Below are 15,440 nucleotides of genomic sequence, written 5' to 3'. Positions count from 1 at the left end.
AAAGGCAAAAATACAATGGCTTCCGATAAGCAAAACCTGCAGGACGCATTTCTTAATCACGTCCGGAAGACCAAGATACCGGTCACGATTTTTTTGATCAATGGTGTCAAACTTCAGGGTGTTATCACCTGGTTCGATAATTTCTGTGTTCTTCTGCGCCGCGATGGCCAATCCCAGCTTGTGTACAAGCATGCGATTTCGACGATTATGCCGGCGCAACCGCTGAACCTTTATGACGGTGACGGCGACAATTGACCGAAACAAAGACCGAGCTAACCCGCGCGTTAGTTCTGCATCCCGACATCCGGAGCGATAGTCAACGGCGCGACGCAGGTCCCGCCCTGGAAGAGGCCGTTTCTCTGGCCGCAGCCCTGCCGCACCTAGAGGTGGTGGGGTCATCTGTTGTGCGTCTGCCGCGTCCGCATCCGGGGATGTTGTTCGGCTCTGGCAAGATCCAAGAGCTGAAAGAGCAAATCCACGAGATGGAAGCCGAGCTGGTGCTGATCGATGGCCCGGTGAGCCCGATCCAGCAGCGCAATCTTGAAAAAGAGTGGAAATGCAAGGTGTTGGACCGTACGGGGCTCATCCTTGAGATCTTTTCTGATCGCGCGGCCACCCGCGAAGGTGTGCTTCAGGTCGAGATGGCGGCGCTGTCCTATCAACGGACGCGACTGGTGCGGGCGTGGACCCACCTTGAACGTCAGCGGGGCGGATTAGGCTTTGTCGGTGGCCCGGGTGAAACCCAGATCGAGGCCGACCGCCGTGCCATCGACGAGCAACTTGTGCGCCTGCGCCGGCAGTTGGAAAAGGTCGTTAAGACCCGCAACCTGCACCGCGCCGCCCGTGCCAAAGTGCCGTTCCCGATCGTTGCGCTGGTGGGCTACACCAACGCGGGCAAGTCGACCCTGTTCAACCGACTGACGGGTGCAGATGTCTTGGCCAAGGATATGCTCTTTGCCACGCTCGACCCGACGATGCGCGGGGTCAAGCTGCCTGACGGCCCCGAGGTCATTCTATCCGATACCGTGGGTTTCATTAGTGATCTGCCGACGGAACTCGTGGCGGCCTTTCGTGCGACTCTCGAAGAGGTTCTGAGTGCCCACCTGATCCTGCATGTGCGGGACATCAGCCACGAAGAAACAGCGGAACAGGCTGCAGACGTGCACGAGATTCTGGACACGCTTGGCGTGAACGATTCGACGCCGATGATCGAGGTTTGGAACAAAATCGACCGCGTGGACGATGAACGCCGCGTGACGCTCGAAAATATGGCAGAACGCTTGGATGATGTAATGGTCCTATCCGCGCTCGAGGGCACCGGGATGGATCGTTTGCTGGAGCTGGTCTCTGAGCGGCTCGAAGGCGGGCGTTGGGAAGAGGTGATTTCCCTGACTTTTGCTCAGGGCAAGGAACGGGCATGGCTCTTTCAGCGTGGCGTCGTGATCGAGGAAACCCAGACCGACAATGGATATGACATCGAAGTCCGTTGGAGCGCCAAAGACGCCAAGCGGTTCCGAGAAATCTAAAGAGCGCCCTGCAGGGCGCTTCTTCTTTGGGTCACAGGTTCTGGAGGAATTTGGTCAACCCGGCGCGTCCGCTCGGTTGCCAGCCCAAGGATTTGAGAACCTCGCAAGACATGACATTTGGCGTATCGCTCGCAGCGTCTGGCAGAGGTCGATTTGCGCCGCGCAGGGTCGCGTATTCCGACAGTAGATCGCGGCGATCCAGCAAAATGTCAGAGAGGTTAGCGATCTGGGGTGGCGCTTTTGTTTTTAGGATCAAGTTGATCGCCTCCGCCATGTCATCGCCGTGAACTTCTGTTCCTTGGCGTGGGGGCAGGTCTGCGCCGTTCTCGAACTCTTCGAACAGACCGCGCCATTTATGCCAGCCTTGCGGATAAGCCGACCCGTAGATCCCCGTCGCTCTTAGGCTTGTGGGGTGGAACCCTGCATCAGCCAGCGCGAACAAAGCTGCCTCGGCCTCGAATTTCACTTGTCCATACAGCGTATCGGGGGCGCACTTCGAATCTTCGTGCAACACCCCGTCGTGCTCAGAGCCATAGACTGCGCGAGAAGACAGGAAAATAAATCGGTTCACCCCTTGGGCCTTTGCTGCCTTGAACAGGGTGATTGACCCGTCCACGTTCAGCATCCGGAACCCTTCGGGATCGTCACCTTCGCCGCCGCGGTACTTGCCCGGGACATGGCTGAATGCACAGTGAATGACAGCATCCATGCCCGCGATGTCAGGCGCATCGCCGAGTTGATACTCGACATGATCATGAGAGGCACAGGGCTGCCGGCTGAGTGCCGTTATATCGTGTCCCGCGCGCTTGAGGCCGTTCATGACAAAGTGACCAAGGTATCCAGAAGCGCCGGTGACAGCAATTTTCATTCAAGGGTTCTCCAACACATCCAGGTCAGGCGCCGCCTTGCCGTCCAGATACTGCCGCCACAGAGTGATGAGCGGCGCCAATTGGTCGGCCTTGGGGTGCGGGTCCTGCCAGGGCTTTTCATACTGGTAATGCAACACCTTCACCGATGACCAGCTCCAGAGTTGCGGCATATTAAACCACACATATTGGAGCATGTTGTAAGTCACTGGTAAACCGTGCCAATTGGGAAAGTAGTGTTCCAGAAATGTCTGGTCCGTACGGCGCCAAAAGACCTCTGGCTGGTCCAATTCCGCAAGCATCGAGTCGAATGTTGCGACTGACGGGCGCGCGGTAAACACACCACTGTTCATGCGGTGAAAATCAGCCAGACTTTCATATACATTGGGCGCGGCACAGAACTGTGGATAGTCGAACAGGGTGTCGATATTCCGCAGCACCAGCGTGTCTGCATCCAGAAAAACGACCGAGGTGTAGTCCGTCATCTGCCACAAACGCAGCTTGGCAAAATTGTCGAGCGGCGTGTGGAAGCTGGGCTTTTCGCCTTTGGTAAAAGGTGCCGCGCCATGCAGGTTCTTGCGTGCGTGGCGTTCGTTGAACGCATCGGATGTGGGGAGCAGCGCGACCTCGATCAGTCGCGCCCCCAGACGTTCAAGTGGTTCGAGGTCGCTTGACGCGACCCCGCCGGTGTACATGACGACCAGATCAGCCTTGGTGCCGGTCCAGATCAGCGATTGCACCAAGGCGGTCGCGCCCATGGCGTAGTCTGCATTGGTGACCAGTGTCACGAACGCCGTTTGCGCGCGGGCAGGGCGCGAGGCAGTCAGTCCGTCCATTCTTAGCCGACCGATTTAAGCGCTTTGCCTTCGGGGTCGTGATTGACCGTCGCCGCAATATCCTTGGTCCATGCTGAAACCGCAGGAACGCGGCTGCGGTCGATCCTGTGGGCGTACTTTTTGGCCACTTCGACGACTTCGGCCAGCAGACCATCTTCCAAAGTGGTTGGGTTCAGACCCAGCGCAAGGAACTGGTCGTTTTTTACGATCAGGTCGTTCTCGGGCGCCTCTTTGCGCGGGTTGGGCAGGTTCATGACCTCTGCGCCGGTGAGCCTGGAGATCAGCGCAGCCAGATCTCGGACGCGGTGCGTCTCTGTCATCTGATTGAAAATCTTGACCCGATCACCGCGTTCAGGGGCGTCCGACAGTGCCAGTTCGATACAGCGCACCGAGTCCTGAATGTGGATGAACGCGCGGGTCTGACCACCGGTGCCGTGGACGGTCAGCGGATAACCAATCGCCGCTTGGATCAAGAAGCGGTTAAGAACGGTGCCATAATCACCGTCATAGTCAAAGCGGTTGATCAGCTGTTCGTCGCGGCGGGTTTGCTCGGTGTGGGTGCCCCAAACGATACCCTGATGCAGATCAGTGATCCGCAAGCCATCGTTCTGCGCGTAGAACTGGAACAAGATCTGATCGAGGGACTTGGTCATATGGTAGACCGACCCGGGCTTGGTGGGATACAGGATCTCAAGACCCTTTTTCTCGCCCTCAAGGTTCTCGATCTCGACGTCTAGATACCCCTCTGGGATGGCCGCGCCAACGCTGGAATAGCCATAAACGCCCATAGTTCCGAGGTGCACAATATGCGGGTCGATGCCGGATTCTACGACGGCTGCCAATAGGTTATGGGTCGCACTTACATTGTTGTTGACCGTGTAGACCTTGTGGCGGTCGGTCTTCATCGAATAAGGCGCGGCACGCTGTTCGGCAAAGTGGATGATTGCGTCGGGCTTGTTCTCGACCAGCCACGCTTTCAGGCGCTCGTATTCTTGGGCCAGATCCAGCAGGTGGAAGTTCAGGGTTTTGCCACTGACTTCTTTCCAGATGCGGCAACGCTCCTGAATCGAGTCCATGGGGGTCAGCGATTGGACGCCCAATTCGGTGTCGATCCAGCGGCGCGAGAGGTTGTCGATAATGTGGACCTCATGCCCCAAATCGGACAGGTGCAACACAGTGGGCCAACCTACAAAGCCATCTCCGCCAAGAACCGCGATCTTCATGTAAACCTCTTTCGGACGTAATCATCGGAATGAAAAACTCTTATCTCATAAGAAATTAGCATTTGTGACAGAAAGGCAAAGATATTGTGACAGCGTCCGCGGCGCAGTCACAAAAAAATGAAAAAAGCCGCCTCAAAGGGCGGCTTCATTCTATTGGCAGAGCAAAGGTAAAGGGGCTTAGCTGCCCCAGCTGCGGACTTGCCCGCAATCCATGTGCACAAAGTTCGAGCGGCTGTATTTACCAACACCGCCTGCTTTGCAGGCTGCGGCCGCTTTGGCCATCTGGCCGACCGAACGCGAAGCGAGGCGCAGGTCCGCCGCTTGACCGCGCATGTGAAGCGAGTTTTTCGCGACACCCGAAGAGCGCGAACGCAGCATGTTGTTGGTTTTGGGGCTGCGGTAGCCCGACAGCATCATGTAGGGCTCGCTCACGTCCATCAGACGGTGGGCCGCTGACATGATGTCCACTGTACGGGCATCAATGTTCTTGGTTTCATTCGTACGCCAGTCGCGCATGAAGTAATTGATCTCTGCCAGCGCGTCAGGGACGTACTCCCCGTCGACCCAGTAGATCGTGTTCACTTTTTCCCCAGTCCGGCCAGAATACATTTGCACGCGGCGGATATCACCCGCACCACGCAGTAGACCGAACGCGTTCGAGTAGGTGGGCGCAGCAGCGACAGCAGTCGCAGCAAAAGCCTGAAGCAACCCACGGCGAGTCACATTCGTGATCGTCATTATGCCTGTCCCATTCATTTTGTTCCGCGTTTCGCGGATTTTTCATCCATCCCCAGATGTGCGCTTTTTATGGCATAGTTACCGATCTTGACCAAGCTTGGATTCAATTTGGTTCCATCCTGATAGCGCCCATTGGCATTTTTTCGCTCAAACTCTCTCTATTGTGACCCAAAGTATACAAGTAACCGTTAATCCTGTGGCCCCATGACGTTTGGTCCTTTTGTGAATAGACAAAGGCTGTCACGACACCGAGATTAAGTGTGAACAATTTCAGAACTGCAAAGGACATGCCATGCTATCGCTATTGGCGAAAAAACTTGTGCGTGTGCAGCTATTCGTGGCTGCTCTTGCGATTGTGTTTTCTGGGTTGGCTGTTCCGGCCCATGCGCAGAGTGCCGCAATAAAACAAGCCATCGCCGAAGCTTCTGCCTCAGACGAAGATATCGCGGCGTATTACCGTCAAGCGGACTTTGATCCGATTTGGATCGGGCGCGGCAAAAATGCGCGCCGGTTGCAAGCTCTTTTCGAGGCGCTGGAAGACAGTGGCAATCATGGTCTGCCGACATCGGCTTATGACCCCGTCGGGCTTCGATCTGTAATCTCTTCTGCCAAGACGGCCCGGGAGGTCGGTTATGCTGAAGTAAAAGTCAGTGAGACTTTTTTGAGGTATGCTCAGGACCTTCAGACCGGTGTGCTGGTGCCGCGCCGGGTCGACTCGCTGATCGTGCGAGAGATTCCCTATCGCAATCGTTTGTCTTACCTAACCGCTGTTGCGAAGTCCTCTCCGCGTGGTTTCTTCCGTGCGCTGGCGCCGCAAACACAGGAATATAACCGTTTGTTTGGTGTCAAAGCCGATCTCGAACGTCAGGTTGGTTTGGGCGATTGGGGGCAAAAAGTCCCCGGTGCCCTCAAGCCCGGCGCATCTGGCAATTCGGTGGCAATCCTGCGCAACCGGTTGCAGGCCATGGGCTACATGGAGCGGAGCGCCTCTGCGACCTATGATGCCAAGATGCAGCAGGCCGTGCAGATCTTCCAGCGTGACCATGGTCTGACCGTAGACGGAGTGGCGGGCCCTGCGACGGTGGACGAGGTCAATAAATCCGCGGCCCAACGTCTGGCGTCGGTCATCGTTGCCATGGAGCGCGAGCGTTGGTTGAACAAGGAGCGGGGCGCGCGCCATGTTCTGGTGAACCTGACCGACTTTACCGCAAAAATCATCGACAACGACAAAGTCACCTTTGAGACCCGTTCAGTTGTTGGTGCAAAATCCTTGGACCGCCGGACCCCCGAGTTCAGCGACGTCATGGAGCATATGGTCATCAATCCGACTTGGAATGTGCCGCGCTCGATTACGGTCAAAGAGTATCTTCCGATGCTCCAGAAAAACCCCAATGCGGTGGGTCATCTGAACCTGATCGACAACCGTGGCCGCGTTGTTCCACGTTCGGCTGTGAACTTTGCTCAGTACTCGGGCAAGACCTTCCCCTTCCGCTTGAAGGAGCCGCCGAGCCAGGGCAATGCGCTGGGGCTGGTGAAATTCATGTTCCCGAACCCCTATAATATCTATCTTCATGATACTCCGGCAAAGAGCCTGTTTGGGCGCGAAGTACGGGCCTATTCCCATGGCTGCGTGCGTCTGCACAAGCCCTTTGACTTCGCCTACGCCTTGCTAGCCAAGCAGGAAGCCGACCCGCAGGGCTACTTCCAGAGCGTTCTGAGCACGGGCCGCGAGACGACAGTGCCACTGAAAGAGCATGTTCCTGTACACATTATATATAGGACCGCATTCACGTCCGCCAAAGGACACGTGCAATACCGCCGCGATGTCTATGGGCGCGACGCCGCGATCTGGCAGGCATTGCAGCAGCGGGGGGTGGTACTGCGCGGCATTCAGGGCTAGATCAAATCCCGGACTAGGCCGGGAGGCACTGAATGACGACCTTTACTCTTGCCGAAATCGCCGCCGCCTTGGGCGTGGACGCTCAGGGCGACGGCTCTTTGACCATCACGCGGGTTGCAGAACCCGCGTCGGCCACTGCAGCGGATTTGGCGCTGGCCATGAAACCCGAATTTGCGGACCAGATTTCAGCGGGCGCTGCTCAGGCGGCGTTGCTTTGGCAGGGCGCGGATTGGCAAAGCTATGGTCTGAAGGGCGCGATCCTCATGGACCGACCGCGGTATGGCATGTCCAAGCTGTCCGCCATGATGGACGCAGGGCAGGGCTATGCACTCGGCATTCACCCCACAGCGATCATTGACCCGACTGCGCAGATCGGCGCGGATGCCAGCGTCGGGCCATTCTCTATTATTGGTGCCGGTTCGGTGATCGGAGACAACGCCGTCATCGCCAGCCACGTCACCATTGCGCCGCGCGTGTCGATCGGCGCTGACGCTCTGATCCATCCTGGTGTCCGCATCATGGCCGATACGCGGATTGGCGATCGTCTGATCCTGCACGGAAACGTGGTGATCGGGGGGGACGGCTTCTCCTTTGTCACGCCCGAAAAGTCGGCGGTCGAACAGGTTCGCGATACCCTTGGTGACAGCAGCGGGACCCGTGCGCAGGCGTGGGCGCGCATCCATTCCCTAGGCGGGGTCGAAATCGGCGACGACGTTGAGGTTGGCGCGAACTCGACCATTGACCAAGGGTCCGTGCGCGCAACCCGCGTGGGCAGTGGCACCAAGATCGATAACCTTGTTCAGGTGGGCCACAACGTCGTCATCGGCACGGACTGTTTGCTGTGTGCGCAGGCTGCAGTGGCGGGGTCGACCGTGATCGGAAACAACTGTGTGCTTGGCGGCAAATCAGGCGTCGCGGACAACATCAAGATTGGCGACAACGTGGTGATCGGCGCGGCCTCGGCAGTTTTGTCGAACGTTCCTGCGGGTCGTGCTATGCTCGGCTATCCGGCGGTCAAGATGGACACCCACGTCGAGACATACAAAGCCCTGCGCAGATTGCCGCGTCTCCTGCGGGAATTCGCGGAGCTTAAGAAAACTGTTTCAAAAGACGGGTTAAGTGGCTAAATCGCCAAAAAAGCCAACGAGAAGGGTAAACCCATGACCGTGAAGGATAAAGTTATCGCAATCATCGCCGAACAGGCCGTTCTGGAGCCGTCGGATGTGACCATGGATAGCACCCTAGAGGACCTTGGAATCGACAGCATGGGTCTGGTCGAGAGCATTTTTGCCATCGAAGAAGCCTTTGATATCTCGGTTCCATTCAACGCCAACGATCCCTCGGAAAGCGACTTCGACATCAGCTCGGTCCGCGCGATCGTGGACGCTGTTGAAAAACTGGTCGCGGAGCAGTCGTGAGACGCGTCGTCATCACCGGCGCGGGTACGATCAATCCGCTGGGGGCCGATGTGCCCAAAACCTTAGAATCCATGCGCGAAGGGCGTTGCGGGATCGCCGAGCTGGACATCCGTGATCTGGATCGTCTGGCCATCCGCATCGGTGGCCAAATTCTGGACTACCATCCCGAGGACCGTTGGAACCGCCAGCAAATCGCTCTGTACGATCGCTACACGCAATTTGCTATGATTGCTGCCGAAGAGGCGCTGAAACAATCCGGCTTGACCTTTACTGGCGACTTGGCGGCACGGTCAGGCGTCGTACTCGGGACTGCTGGGGGCGGGCTGCAAACTTCGGACGAAAATTACCGGACGGTGTACGAAGAGGGCAAGAACCGCGTTCACCCCTTTGTCGTGCCCAAGTTGATGAACAACGCTGCGGCCAGCCATGTCTCGATGGCCCATAACCTGAAAGGGCCGTCCTACACCGTCGCGACTGCCTGTGCGAGTTCGAACCACGCGATGGGCCAAGCCTTTCACATGGTGCGCGCAGGGATGTCGGATGTGATGATCACAGGCGGCTCGGAATCGATGTTGTGCTTTGGTGGACTAAAAGCGTGGGAAGGCCTGCGTGTTATGTCCAAAGACGCCTGCCGTCCTTTCTCGGCCAACCGCAACGGCATGGTCCAAGGCGAAGGTGCAGCGATTTTCGTGTTCGAGGAATACGAGCACGCCAAAAAGCGCGGCGCGGAAATTCTGTGTGAAGTCAGTGGGTTCGCGATGACTTCTGATGCAGGCGACATCGTCATGCCGTCCAAGCAGGGGGCTGCGCGAGCGATTTCGGGCGCCTTGGTGGATGGAAAAATCGACAAATCGCAGGTCGGCTACATCAATGCTCACGGCACCGGCACGGCAGCGAATGACAAAACCGAATGCGCTGCGGTGGCGGATGTCTTTGGCCATCACGCGGACGAGTTGATGATTTCTTCGACCAAATCCATGCATGGCCACTTGATCGGCGGCACCGGTGCTGTGGAACTTTTGGCCTGCATTATGGCTTTGCGCGACGGGGTGATCGCGCCGACAATCGGGTACGAAGAGCCCGATCCTGAATGCGCGCTTGATGTGGTGCCGAATGAGGCGCGAGACGCTGAGGTTGAAGTCGTTTTGTCGAATGCGTTTGCGTTCGGTGGACTGAACGCTGTGCTCGCGCTGCGCAAACACTGACATCGCAGCATTGCTCATGAAAAAGGCCGCCTGCATAGGGCGGCCTTTGGCGGTCTTGCCGTGATCACGGGACTTTAACGTGCCGGGATCGTATCAAATGCTTTGGTGAAGCCGGACAGCGACATGCTCAGAGTGACCTTCTGATCAGGAGCAACTCGCGGCACGATCACGATATTCGCGGCGCTGCCCTTTTTGAATCCGTCCAATTCCGCTGCGGTGAAACCGATCTGGGCAAAACACCCTTGCGCGGTACAGAAGCGGAAGGGGTATTTCTTGGCCGCGCCACCATCGACCGAAATCATCAGCTGTTCTGTCAGCAGGGTCTCCAGAGGGGTCGCGATGGTTGCACCCGCAACGGCGGCCTGACCATCGGGGAGCTTGAACAGGCTGACTTCAGCCACAGCGTTCCCGTCCTGATCGTTCAGCATCTGGTTCATCTCGCAGGGGTCTTGGTCTGCGTCAGTGCGCAGGCAGCGGATGGTCCAGTCGCCGCTCTTTTCGGCTTCATAGGTCGTCCCCAGCGCGTTTCCGTCCTGAGCAACCTCGGTCCCGAGATCGACATCGCTCGAGGGCGCCTCGGCTTCTTGTGCGAGGGCGTGCGTCCCAAGGGTCAGAACGGCAGCGAGGGTCAGGCTCAGATAGGTTTTGGGCATTGTCTTCCCCATTCATTAGGCTTGTTCGGGAAAGGGCCTATCATGGCTCTACCACTGATGGCAGTCCGGATTTCATCAAATTCTTCGTGAAGGCGGGGATCTGCCTGTAGATCAGGCGACGCTTCCTAAGCAATGAATCGAAAAGGAGGCACAAGGCCTCCTTTCCATTTTTTGCTCCCTGTCGGACTGGCCGACTTAGTAATTGACCGAACGCTACGAACTCCGCCGGAGATCGTCAACCGATAAACTTCAGTTATCTGCAACAATCTGAATCGAGATGGGTCGGAACAAAAAAAACCGCGCCTTTTCAAGGGCGCGGCCAGTTCAACAGGGAGGAAAAGTGTCCTTTAACACGACACAAACCTGATGGTGGCAGTGAGGCGTTAACGCGGTATTGTCATGGCGTACTCAAGGGGGTTTCGCGATGACGGACGGCATTTTTGTTGGTGGTGGAGGTTTAGAACATGGTGATGCGCAACACCTGGTTCTCAAATACGCAAACAGACACGGATTGATTGCTGGCGCGACAGGCACGGGCAAGACTGTGACCGTGCAGATTCTGGCGCAGGCCTTTTCTGATGCCGGTGTTCCGGTCTTTGTGTCGGACGTCAAAGGCGACTTGTCCGGCCTTGGCGCGGCGGGGGCGGAAACGCACAAATTGCATGCACCGTTCATGGAACGCGCGCAGAAAATCGGGCTCGACCTGACCTACAGCGCGGCACCCGTCACATTCTGGGACCTGTGGGGGCAGCAAGGTCACCCCGTGCGCGCCACCGTGGCCGAGATGGGCCCATTGCTGCTGTCGCGGATGCTTGACTTGACCGAGGTGCAAGAGGGCGTGCTGAACATCGCGTTTCGCATTGCAGACGAGCAAGGGTTGCCGCTGCTGGACTTGGACGATCTGCGGACGATGCTGGTTTGGCTTGGGGACAACCGGTCAGAGATTTCCATGCGGTACGGCAACATCTCTCCGGCGAGTGTCGGCGCGATCCAGCGGTCTATTCTAATGCTCGAGAATGAGGGCGCGTCTGGCTTCTTTGGCGAGCCTGCGCTGGAACTAGCTGATCTGATGCGCGTGGATGACACGGGGCGCGGCGCGGTCAACATTCTGGCCTCTGACCGCTTGATGCAGGCGCCGCGCCTCTATGCGACGTTCTTGTTCTGGCTGTTGTCAGAACTCTTCGAAGAGCTGCCAGAGGTCGGCGATCCGGACAAGCCAAAGCTGGTGTTCTTTTTCGACGAGGCGCATCTTCTGTTCGACGGCACGCCCAAGGCGCTGGTGGACAAGGTCGAGCAGGTGGCGCGTCTGATCCGCTCCAAAGGGGTCGGGGTGTACTTTATCACCCAGCATCCGGCGGACATCCCCGAGGATATTCTGGGCCAGCTTGGCAACCGCATCCAGCACGCGCTGCGCGCCTTTACGGCGCGGGACAAAAAGAACCTGAAGTTGGCCGCCGAGACCTATCGCGAGAACCCAGCCTTTTGCGTCGAAGAAGCGATCCGCGAGGTCGGAGTCGGCGAGGCGGTGACTTCGTTTCTGGAGAAAAAGGGTGTGCCGGGGATGTCGGAGCGCACATTGATCCGTCCGCCGTCTTCGCGCATCGGACCCTTGACCGTGGCGGAGCGTGGCGCGCTGATTGCCGCGTCCCCCATGTCGGCCAAATACGATCAAGCCGTGGACCGCGAGAGCGCCCATGAAATCCTGACCAAGCGGGCGGACGCCGCGGCGGCGGCTGCAGCACAGGCCGAGGCCCAAGAAGAGCAGGTCGAAGCTCAAGAGCGGGAATACCGCACTGCGCGGCGCTATACGGGATCGCGGGTCAGCCGTTCAACGTCCAAGCGCATGAGCCGTGATGACAGCTTTAGCGGCGCGCTGACAGAGGCTCTGGTCAAAGAACTGAAGGGCACCACGGGGCGGCGGATTGTCCGCGGTATCCTTGGCGGGCTGTTCAAAGCCCGCTAGACCGCAGGTACTGAAAAGAGAAAGGGCGCTCTGATCAGAGCGCCCTTGTACCTTATTTCTCAGGCAGCAAGCCGCGCGGGCTAAACCTGAGCATCACCAGCATCACAAGCCCCATGGTCAGCAAACGCATATGCGCAGCGGATGCCAGCAGGTGTTCGCGCAGAGCATTGCCAGGCTCCATGCCTGCTGTCACGAGTTCCATCAGCCAGCGGCCAAAGGGTTCGACCTGAACCCAGAGGAACCAAATCAGGAAGCCCCCGAGCACCGCGCCCAGGTTGTTGCCCGACCCGCCTACGATCACCATCACCCAAATCAGGAAAGTGTAGCGCAGGGGCTGATAGGTGCCCGGTGTCAACTGTCCGTCCAGCGTGGTCATCATCGCACCCGCCAAGCCGCAGATCGCAGAGCCGAGGATGAAGATTTGCAAATGGCGACGGGTCACGTTCTTGCCCATCGCGCGGGCGGCGTCTTCGTTATCGCGGATCGCGCGCATCATCCGTCCCCAAGGGCTGTGCAAAGAGCGCTGCATCAGGAACAGGATGATCAGCAGAACGATGGTGAATAGAACGCTATACCCCAGCTTGACGTAAAGGGTCGACGCGGTCACTGGTCCAGCCCGAACGACGCTGCCTTTTCCACAAAGGACGGATCGGCTTGCAAATCAATCTCGTAGGGCAGCGGACGCGGCAGACCGTTTACGTTTTTCACGCCGCGCGCCAGCCAGTCTTCGTTCTTCATGATCGCGATGATGATCTCGGCAATGCCAAGCGTCGCGATGGCCAGATAGTCGCTGCGCAGACCCAAAGCGGTTTTGCCGATAATCCACGCCGCGCCCGCAGCCAGCAAACCGCCCACAGGCCACGCCAGCAGAACGGGCAGGCCAAGGCCGCCGAGGTATCCCTCTAGGGCGGGGTTCACCTTTTCAATGGCGTCGCGCGCAGGATCAAACAGGCTGCGGTAGATGGCAAACCCTGCGATCAGCAGAACCCAAGTCACGACGGCGCGCAGGTTGCCTTGGGGCATGCGCGAGCGCACCAAGATCACAGCCGCCAAAGACAGCGCCCCAACCAGAAGTGCGACCCAGATGCTGACGCCCCCAGCAGCCCAAGCGGCTGGCACGGGCGGCATCGACACAAGCACAGTCGCCAGACCGCCAAGCCCGACAAATCCCATGATCCCGACGTTAAACAGGCCCGCAAAGCCCCATTGCAGGTTCACGCCCATCGCCATGATCGCGCTGATCAGACCCATGTTCAGAATGCCAAGCGCCGAGTTCCAGCTTTGGAAAAAGCCGGTGCCAAGGATCAGCACCGCCACCAGACCGAACAGCGCGGTTGTTTTCACGGTGTCGTTCATACCGATTTCCCCTTGAACAGGCCGGTGGGCTTGAAAAGCAGCACCACAACCAGAATTACAAAGCTGACAGCGAATTTGTAATCGACCGCCAACAGCTGCAGCAGCCCATCGGGCGCCAGCGATTCAGGCAGGATGTAACCCGCGGCCTTTTTCCAAGCATAGGTAATGGTCACTTCGGAAAACGCGATGACAAAACCACCCGCGATCGCGCCCAAAGGACTGCCCAAGCCGCCCACAATGGCAGAAGCAAAGATCGGCAGCAGAAGCTGGAAATACGTGAAGGGTTTGAAGCTCTTGTCGAGGCCATAGAGCACACCTGCGACCGTGGCCAAAGCCGCCACGAGGATCCACGTCACGGCAACCACCCGTTCAGGGTTAATACCGGACAGTAATGCCAGATCTTCGTTGTCGGAATAGGCGCGCATGGATTTGCCTGTTCGCGTGTGGTTCAGGAACCAGAACAGCGCGGCGACCACCAGCACGGCTGTCACAACGGTCAAACCCTGAGAGGTCTTGATCGCTAAGCCTTCGTCCAGGCCGGTCATCTTCTTGAAATCCCGCGCGCCGATGATGAAGCGTTCACCATCCGCAAACCGCTGGTCATCGGGCCCGATGATAAAACGCACCAGACCATTCATCACGAACATCACGCCCATGGACACGATCACCAGAATGACCGGCTTGGCCTTCTGTTTGCGGTAGAATTTGTAGACCACGCGGTCCGTCCACAGAACCAGCGCAGCGGTCACCGCGATGCCAAAGGGCAGGGCCAACAGCGCCGTGGGCAGCGGCCCAAGCGAGACACCCAAGCTTTGCAGCAGCCACGTCACCAGTACCGTCACCATCGTGCCAAACGCCATGGTGTCCCCGTGGGCAAAGTTCGAGAACCGCAGAATGCCGTAGATCAGCGTGACCCCCAACGCCCCGAGCGCCAACTGGCTGCCATAGGCAATGGCGGGCACGAACACGAAATTCGCGAGCAGGACGAGTGTATTCAGGAGTTCCATCCTCAGCCCCCCAAGAAAGATTTACGGACTTGCGGATCGGCCAACAATTCCTTGCCCGTACCGGTATGGGCATTCGCGCCCTGCACCAGAACATAGCCTTTGTCCGCGATTTCAAGCGCTTGTCGGGCGTTCTGTTCCACCATCAGAATGGAAATACCCGTGCGCGCGACTTCGATGATCCGGTCAAAAAGCTCGTCCATCACGATCGGGCTCACACCTGCGGTCGGCTCGTCCAGCATCAAGAGCTTGGGCTGGGTCATCAGCGCGCGGCCCACGGCCACCTGCTGACGCTGACCGCCGGACAGCTCACCCGCATGCTGGTTGCGCTTCTCTTTCAGGATGGGGAACAGATCATACACCTGCTCCATGGTGTCCGCGAAATCATCCTTGCGCAGAAAAGCCCCCATCTCGAGGTTCTCTTCCACACTCATAGACGTAAAGATGTTGTGCGTCTGCGGGACAAAACCCATGCCCTTGGCCACGCGGGCCTGCGGCGTCAGGGTGCGAATATCCTCACCGTCGAACATAACTGATCCGGAATGCACGTTCAGCATGCCGAACACAGCCTTCATCGCGGTCGATTTGCCTGCGCCGTTCGGGCCGACGATCACAGCAATCTCGCCGCGATCCACCTCGATCGTCACTCCTTGCAAAATGTCCGGCCCGCGCCCGTAGCCACCAACCATGTCGGTCGCACTCAAAAAGGACGAAGTCACAACGCGCCCCTTTCATCTTTGCTAAAATACTCT

General features: G+C 58.0%; 14 protein-coding genes and 1 pseudogene. 7 read left to right on the top strand and 8 right to left on the bottom strand.

Going from position 1 to position 15,440, the window contains the following annotated elements:
* The first annotated feature begins 15 nt into the window (after positions 1 to 15).
* Entirely contained in the window at positions 16 to 255 is a 240-nt protein-coding gene (hfq, locus tag AB9K37_RS17800) for an RNA chaperone Hfq (RefSeq protein ID WP_072706490.1), read from the top strand.
* A complete protein-coding gene (hflX, locus tag AB9K37_RS17795; protein WP_369841255.1) occupies positions 252 to 1,526 on the top strand; it encodes a GTPase HflX in 1,275 nt (424 codons plus the stop codon). Before hfq ends, hflX begins: the two co-directional genes overlap by 4 nt.
* 31 nt (positions 1,527 to 1,557) lie before the next feature.
* Here hflX and AB9K37_RS17790 read toward each other — a convergent pair whose 3' ends face one another.
* The 4 genes from AB9K37_RS17790 to AB9K37_RS17775 form a co-directional block, all read right to left on the bottom strand.
* Positions 1,558 to 2,394 carry an NAD-dependent epimerase/dehydratase family protein gene (locus AB9K37_RS17790; RefSeq protein ID WP_369841252.1) on the bottom strand — a complete coding sequence of 279 codons (837 nt, stop codon included), beginning with the start codon at positions 2,392 to 2,394 and terminating at the stop codon, positions 1,558 to 1,560.
* Entirely contained in the window at positions 2,395 to 3,228 is an 834-nt protein-coding gene (locus tag AB9K37_RS17785) for a glycosyltransferase (protein WP_369841249.1), read from the bottom strand.
* A 2-nt stretch (positions 3,229 to 3,230) separates the two neighbouring features.
* On the bottom strand, positions 3,231 to 4,451 hold the full coding sequence (locus AB9K37_RS17780; protein ID WP_369841247.1) for an NAD-dependent epimerase/dehydratase family protein: 1,221 nt from the start codon (positions 4,449 to 4,451) through the stop codon (positions 3,231 to 3,233).
* Positions 4,452 to 4,628: 177 nt separating this feature from the next.
* Positions 4,629 to 5,189: a YcbK family protein gene (locus tag AB9K37_RS17775; protein WP_369841245.1), complete on the bottom strand. Its 561-nt coding sequence runs from the start codon at positions 5,187 to 5,189 to the stop codon at positions 4,629 to 4,631.
* 292 nt (positions 5,190 to 5,481) lie between these two features.
* Here AB9K37_RS17775 and AB9K37_RS17770 point away from each other — a divergent pair, with 292 nt between their 5' ends.
* Genes AB9K37_RS17770 through AB9K37_RS17755 form a run of 4 tightly spaced genes read left to right on the top strand, consistent with a single transcriptional unit; the run spans position 5,482 to position 9,712 of the window.
* Positions 5,482 to 7,089, top strand: coding sequence for a murein L,D-transpeptidase (locus AB9K37_RS17770; protein ID WP_369841243.1), 1,608 nt, complete (start codon positions 5,482 to 5,484; stop codon positions 7,087 to 7,089).
* Between the two features lie 32 nt (positions 7,090 to 7,121).
* Positions 7,122 to 8,216, top strand: coding sequence for a UDP-3-O-(3-hydroxymyristoyl)glucosamine N-acyltransferase (gene lpxD / locus AB9K37_RS17765; RefSeq protein ID WP_369841240.1), 1,095 nt, complete (start codon positions 7,122 to 7,124; stop codon positions 8,214 to 8,216).
* A 33-nt stretch (positions 8,217 to 8,249) separates the two neighbouring features.
* Positions 8,250 to 8,507 (top strand): acyl carrier protein, encoded by a 258-nt coding sequence (locus tag AB9K37_RS17760; RefSeq protein ID WP_369841237.1) that lies wholly within the window; start codon positions 8,250 to 8,252, stop codon positions 8,505 to 8,507.
* A complete protein-coding gene (locus AB9K37_RS17755; RefSeq protein ID WP_369841235.1) occupies positions 8,504 to 9,712 on the top strand; it encodes a beta-ketoacyl synthase in 1,209 nt (402 codons plus the stop codon). Before AB9K37_RS17760 ends, AB9K37_RS17755 begins: the two co-directional genes overlap by 4 nt.
* Positions 9,713 to 9,786: 74 nt before the next feature.
* Here the strand turns inward: AB9K37_RS17755 and AB9K37_RS17750 are convergent, their stop codons facing one another.
* Positions 9,787 to 10,365 carry an invasion associated locus B family protein gene (locus AB9K37_RS17750; RefSeq protein ID WP_369841233.1) on the bottom strand — a complete coding sequence of 193 codons (579 nt, stop codon included), beginning with the start codon at positions 10,363 to 10,365 and terminating at the stop codon, positions 9,787 to 9,789.
* A gap of 424 nt (positions 10,366 to 10,789) precedes the next feature.
* On the opposite strand from AB9K37_RS17750, the gene AB9K37_RS17745 reads away from it, so the two are divergent.
* Positions 10,790 to 12,328, top strand: coding sequence for a helicase HerA-like domain-containing protein (locus AB9K37_RS17745; RefSeq protein WP_369841231.1), 1,539 nt, complete (start codon positions 10,790 to 10,792; stop codon positions 12,326 to 12,328).
* Positions 12,329 to 12,380: 52 nt separating this feature from the next.
* On the opposite strand, the pseudogene AB9K37_RS17740 reads toward AB9K37_RS17745, so the two are convergent.
* From AB9K37_RS17740 to AB9K37_RS17730, 3 genes and pseudogenes are all read right to left on the bottom strand, one after another.
* A pseudogene (locus tag AB9K37_RS17740) lies at positions 12,381 to 13,684 on the bottom strand (branched-chain amino acid ABC transporter permease).
* Positions 13,681 to 14,691, bottom strand: a complete 1,011-nt coding sequence (locus tag AB9K37_RS17735) for a branched-chain amino acid ABC transporter permease (protein WP_369841229.1) — start codon at positions 14,689 to 14,691, stop codon at positions 13,681 to 13,683. The pseudogene AB9K37_RS17740 and the gene AB9K37_RS17735 overlap by 4 nt, the downstream one beginning before the upstream one ends.
* A gap of 2 nt (positions 14,692 to 14,693) precedes the next feature.
* The gene (locus AB9K37_RS17730) at positions 14,694 to 15,377 is read right to left on the bottom strand and encodes an ABC transporter ATP-binding protein (protein ID WP_369841477.1); all 684 of its coding nucleotides are present in this window, start codon (positions 15,375 to 15,377) and stop codon (positions 14,694 to 14,696) included.
* Positions 15,378 to 15,440 lie beyond the last annotated feature (63 nt).

The organism is Donghicola sp. XS_ASV15 (assembly GCF_041224595.1).
Taxonomy (GTDB): domain Bacteria; phylum Pseudomonadota; class Alphaproteobacteria; order Rhodobacterales; family Rhodobacteraceae; genus Donghicola.
Note: the sequence above shows the minus strand (reverse complement) of the source record. Positions and strands in the feature narration are given on the sequence as shown.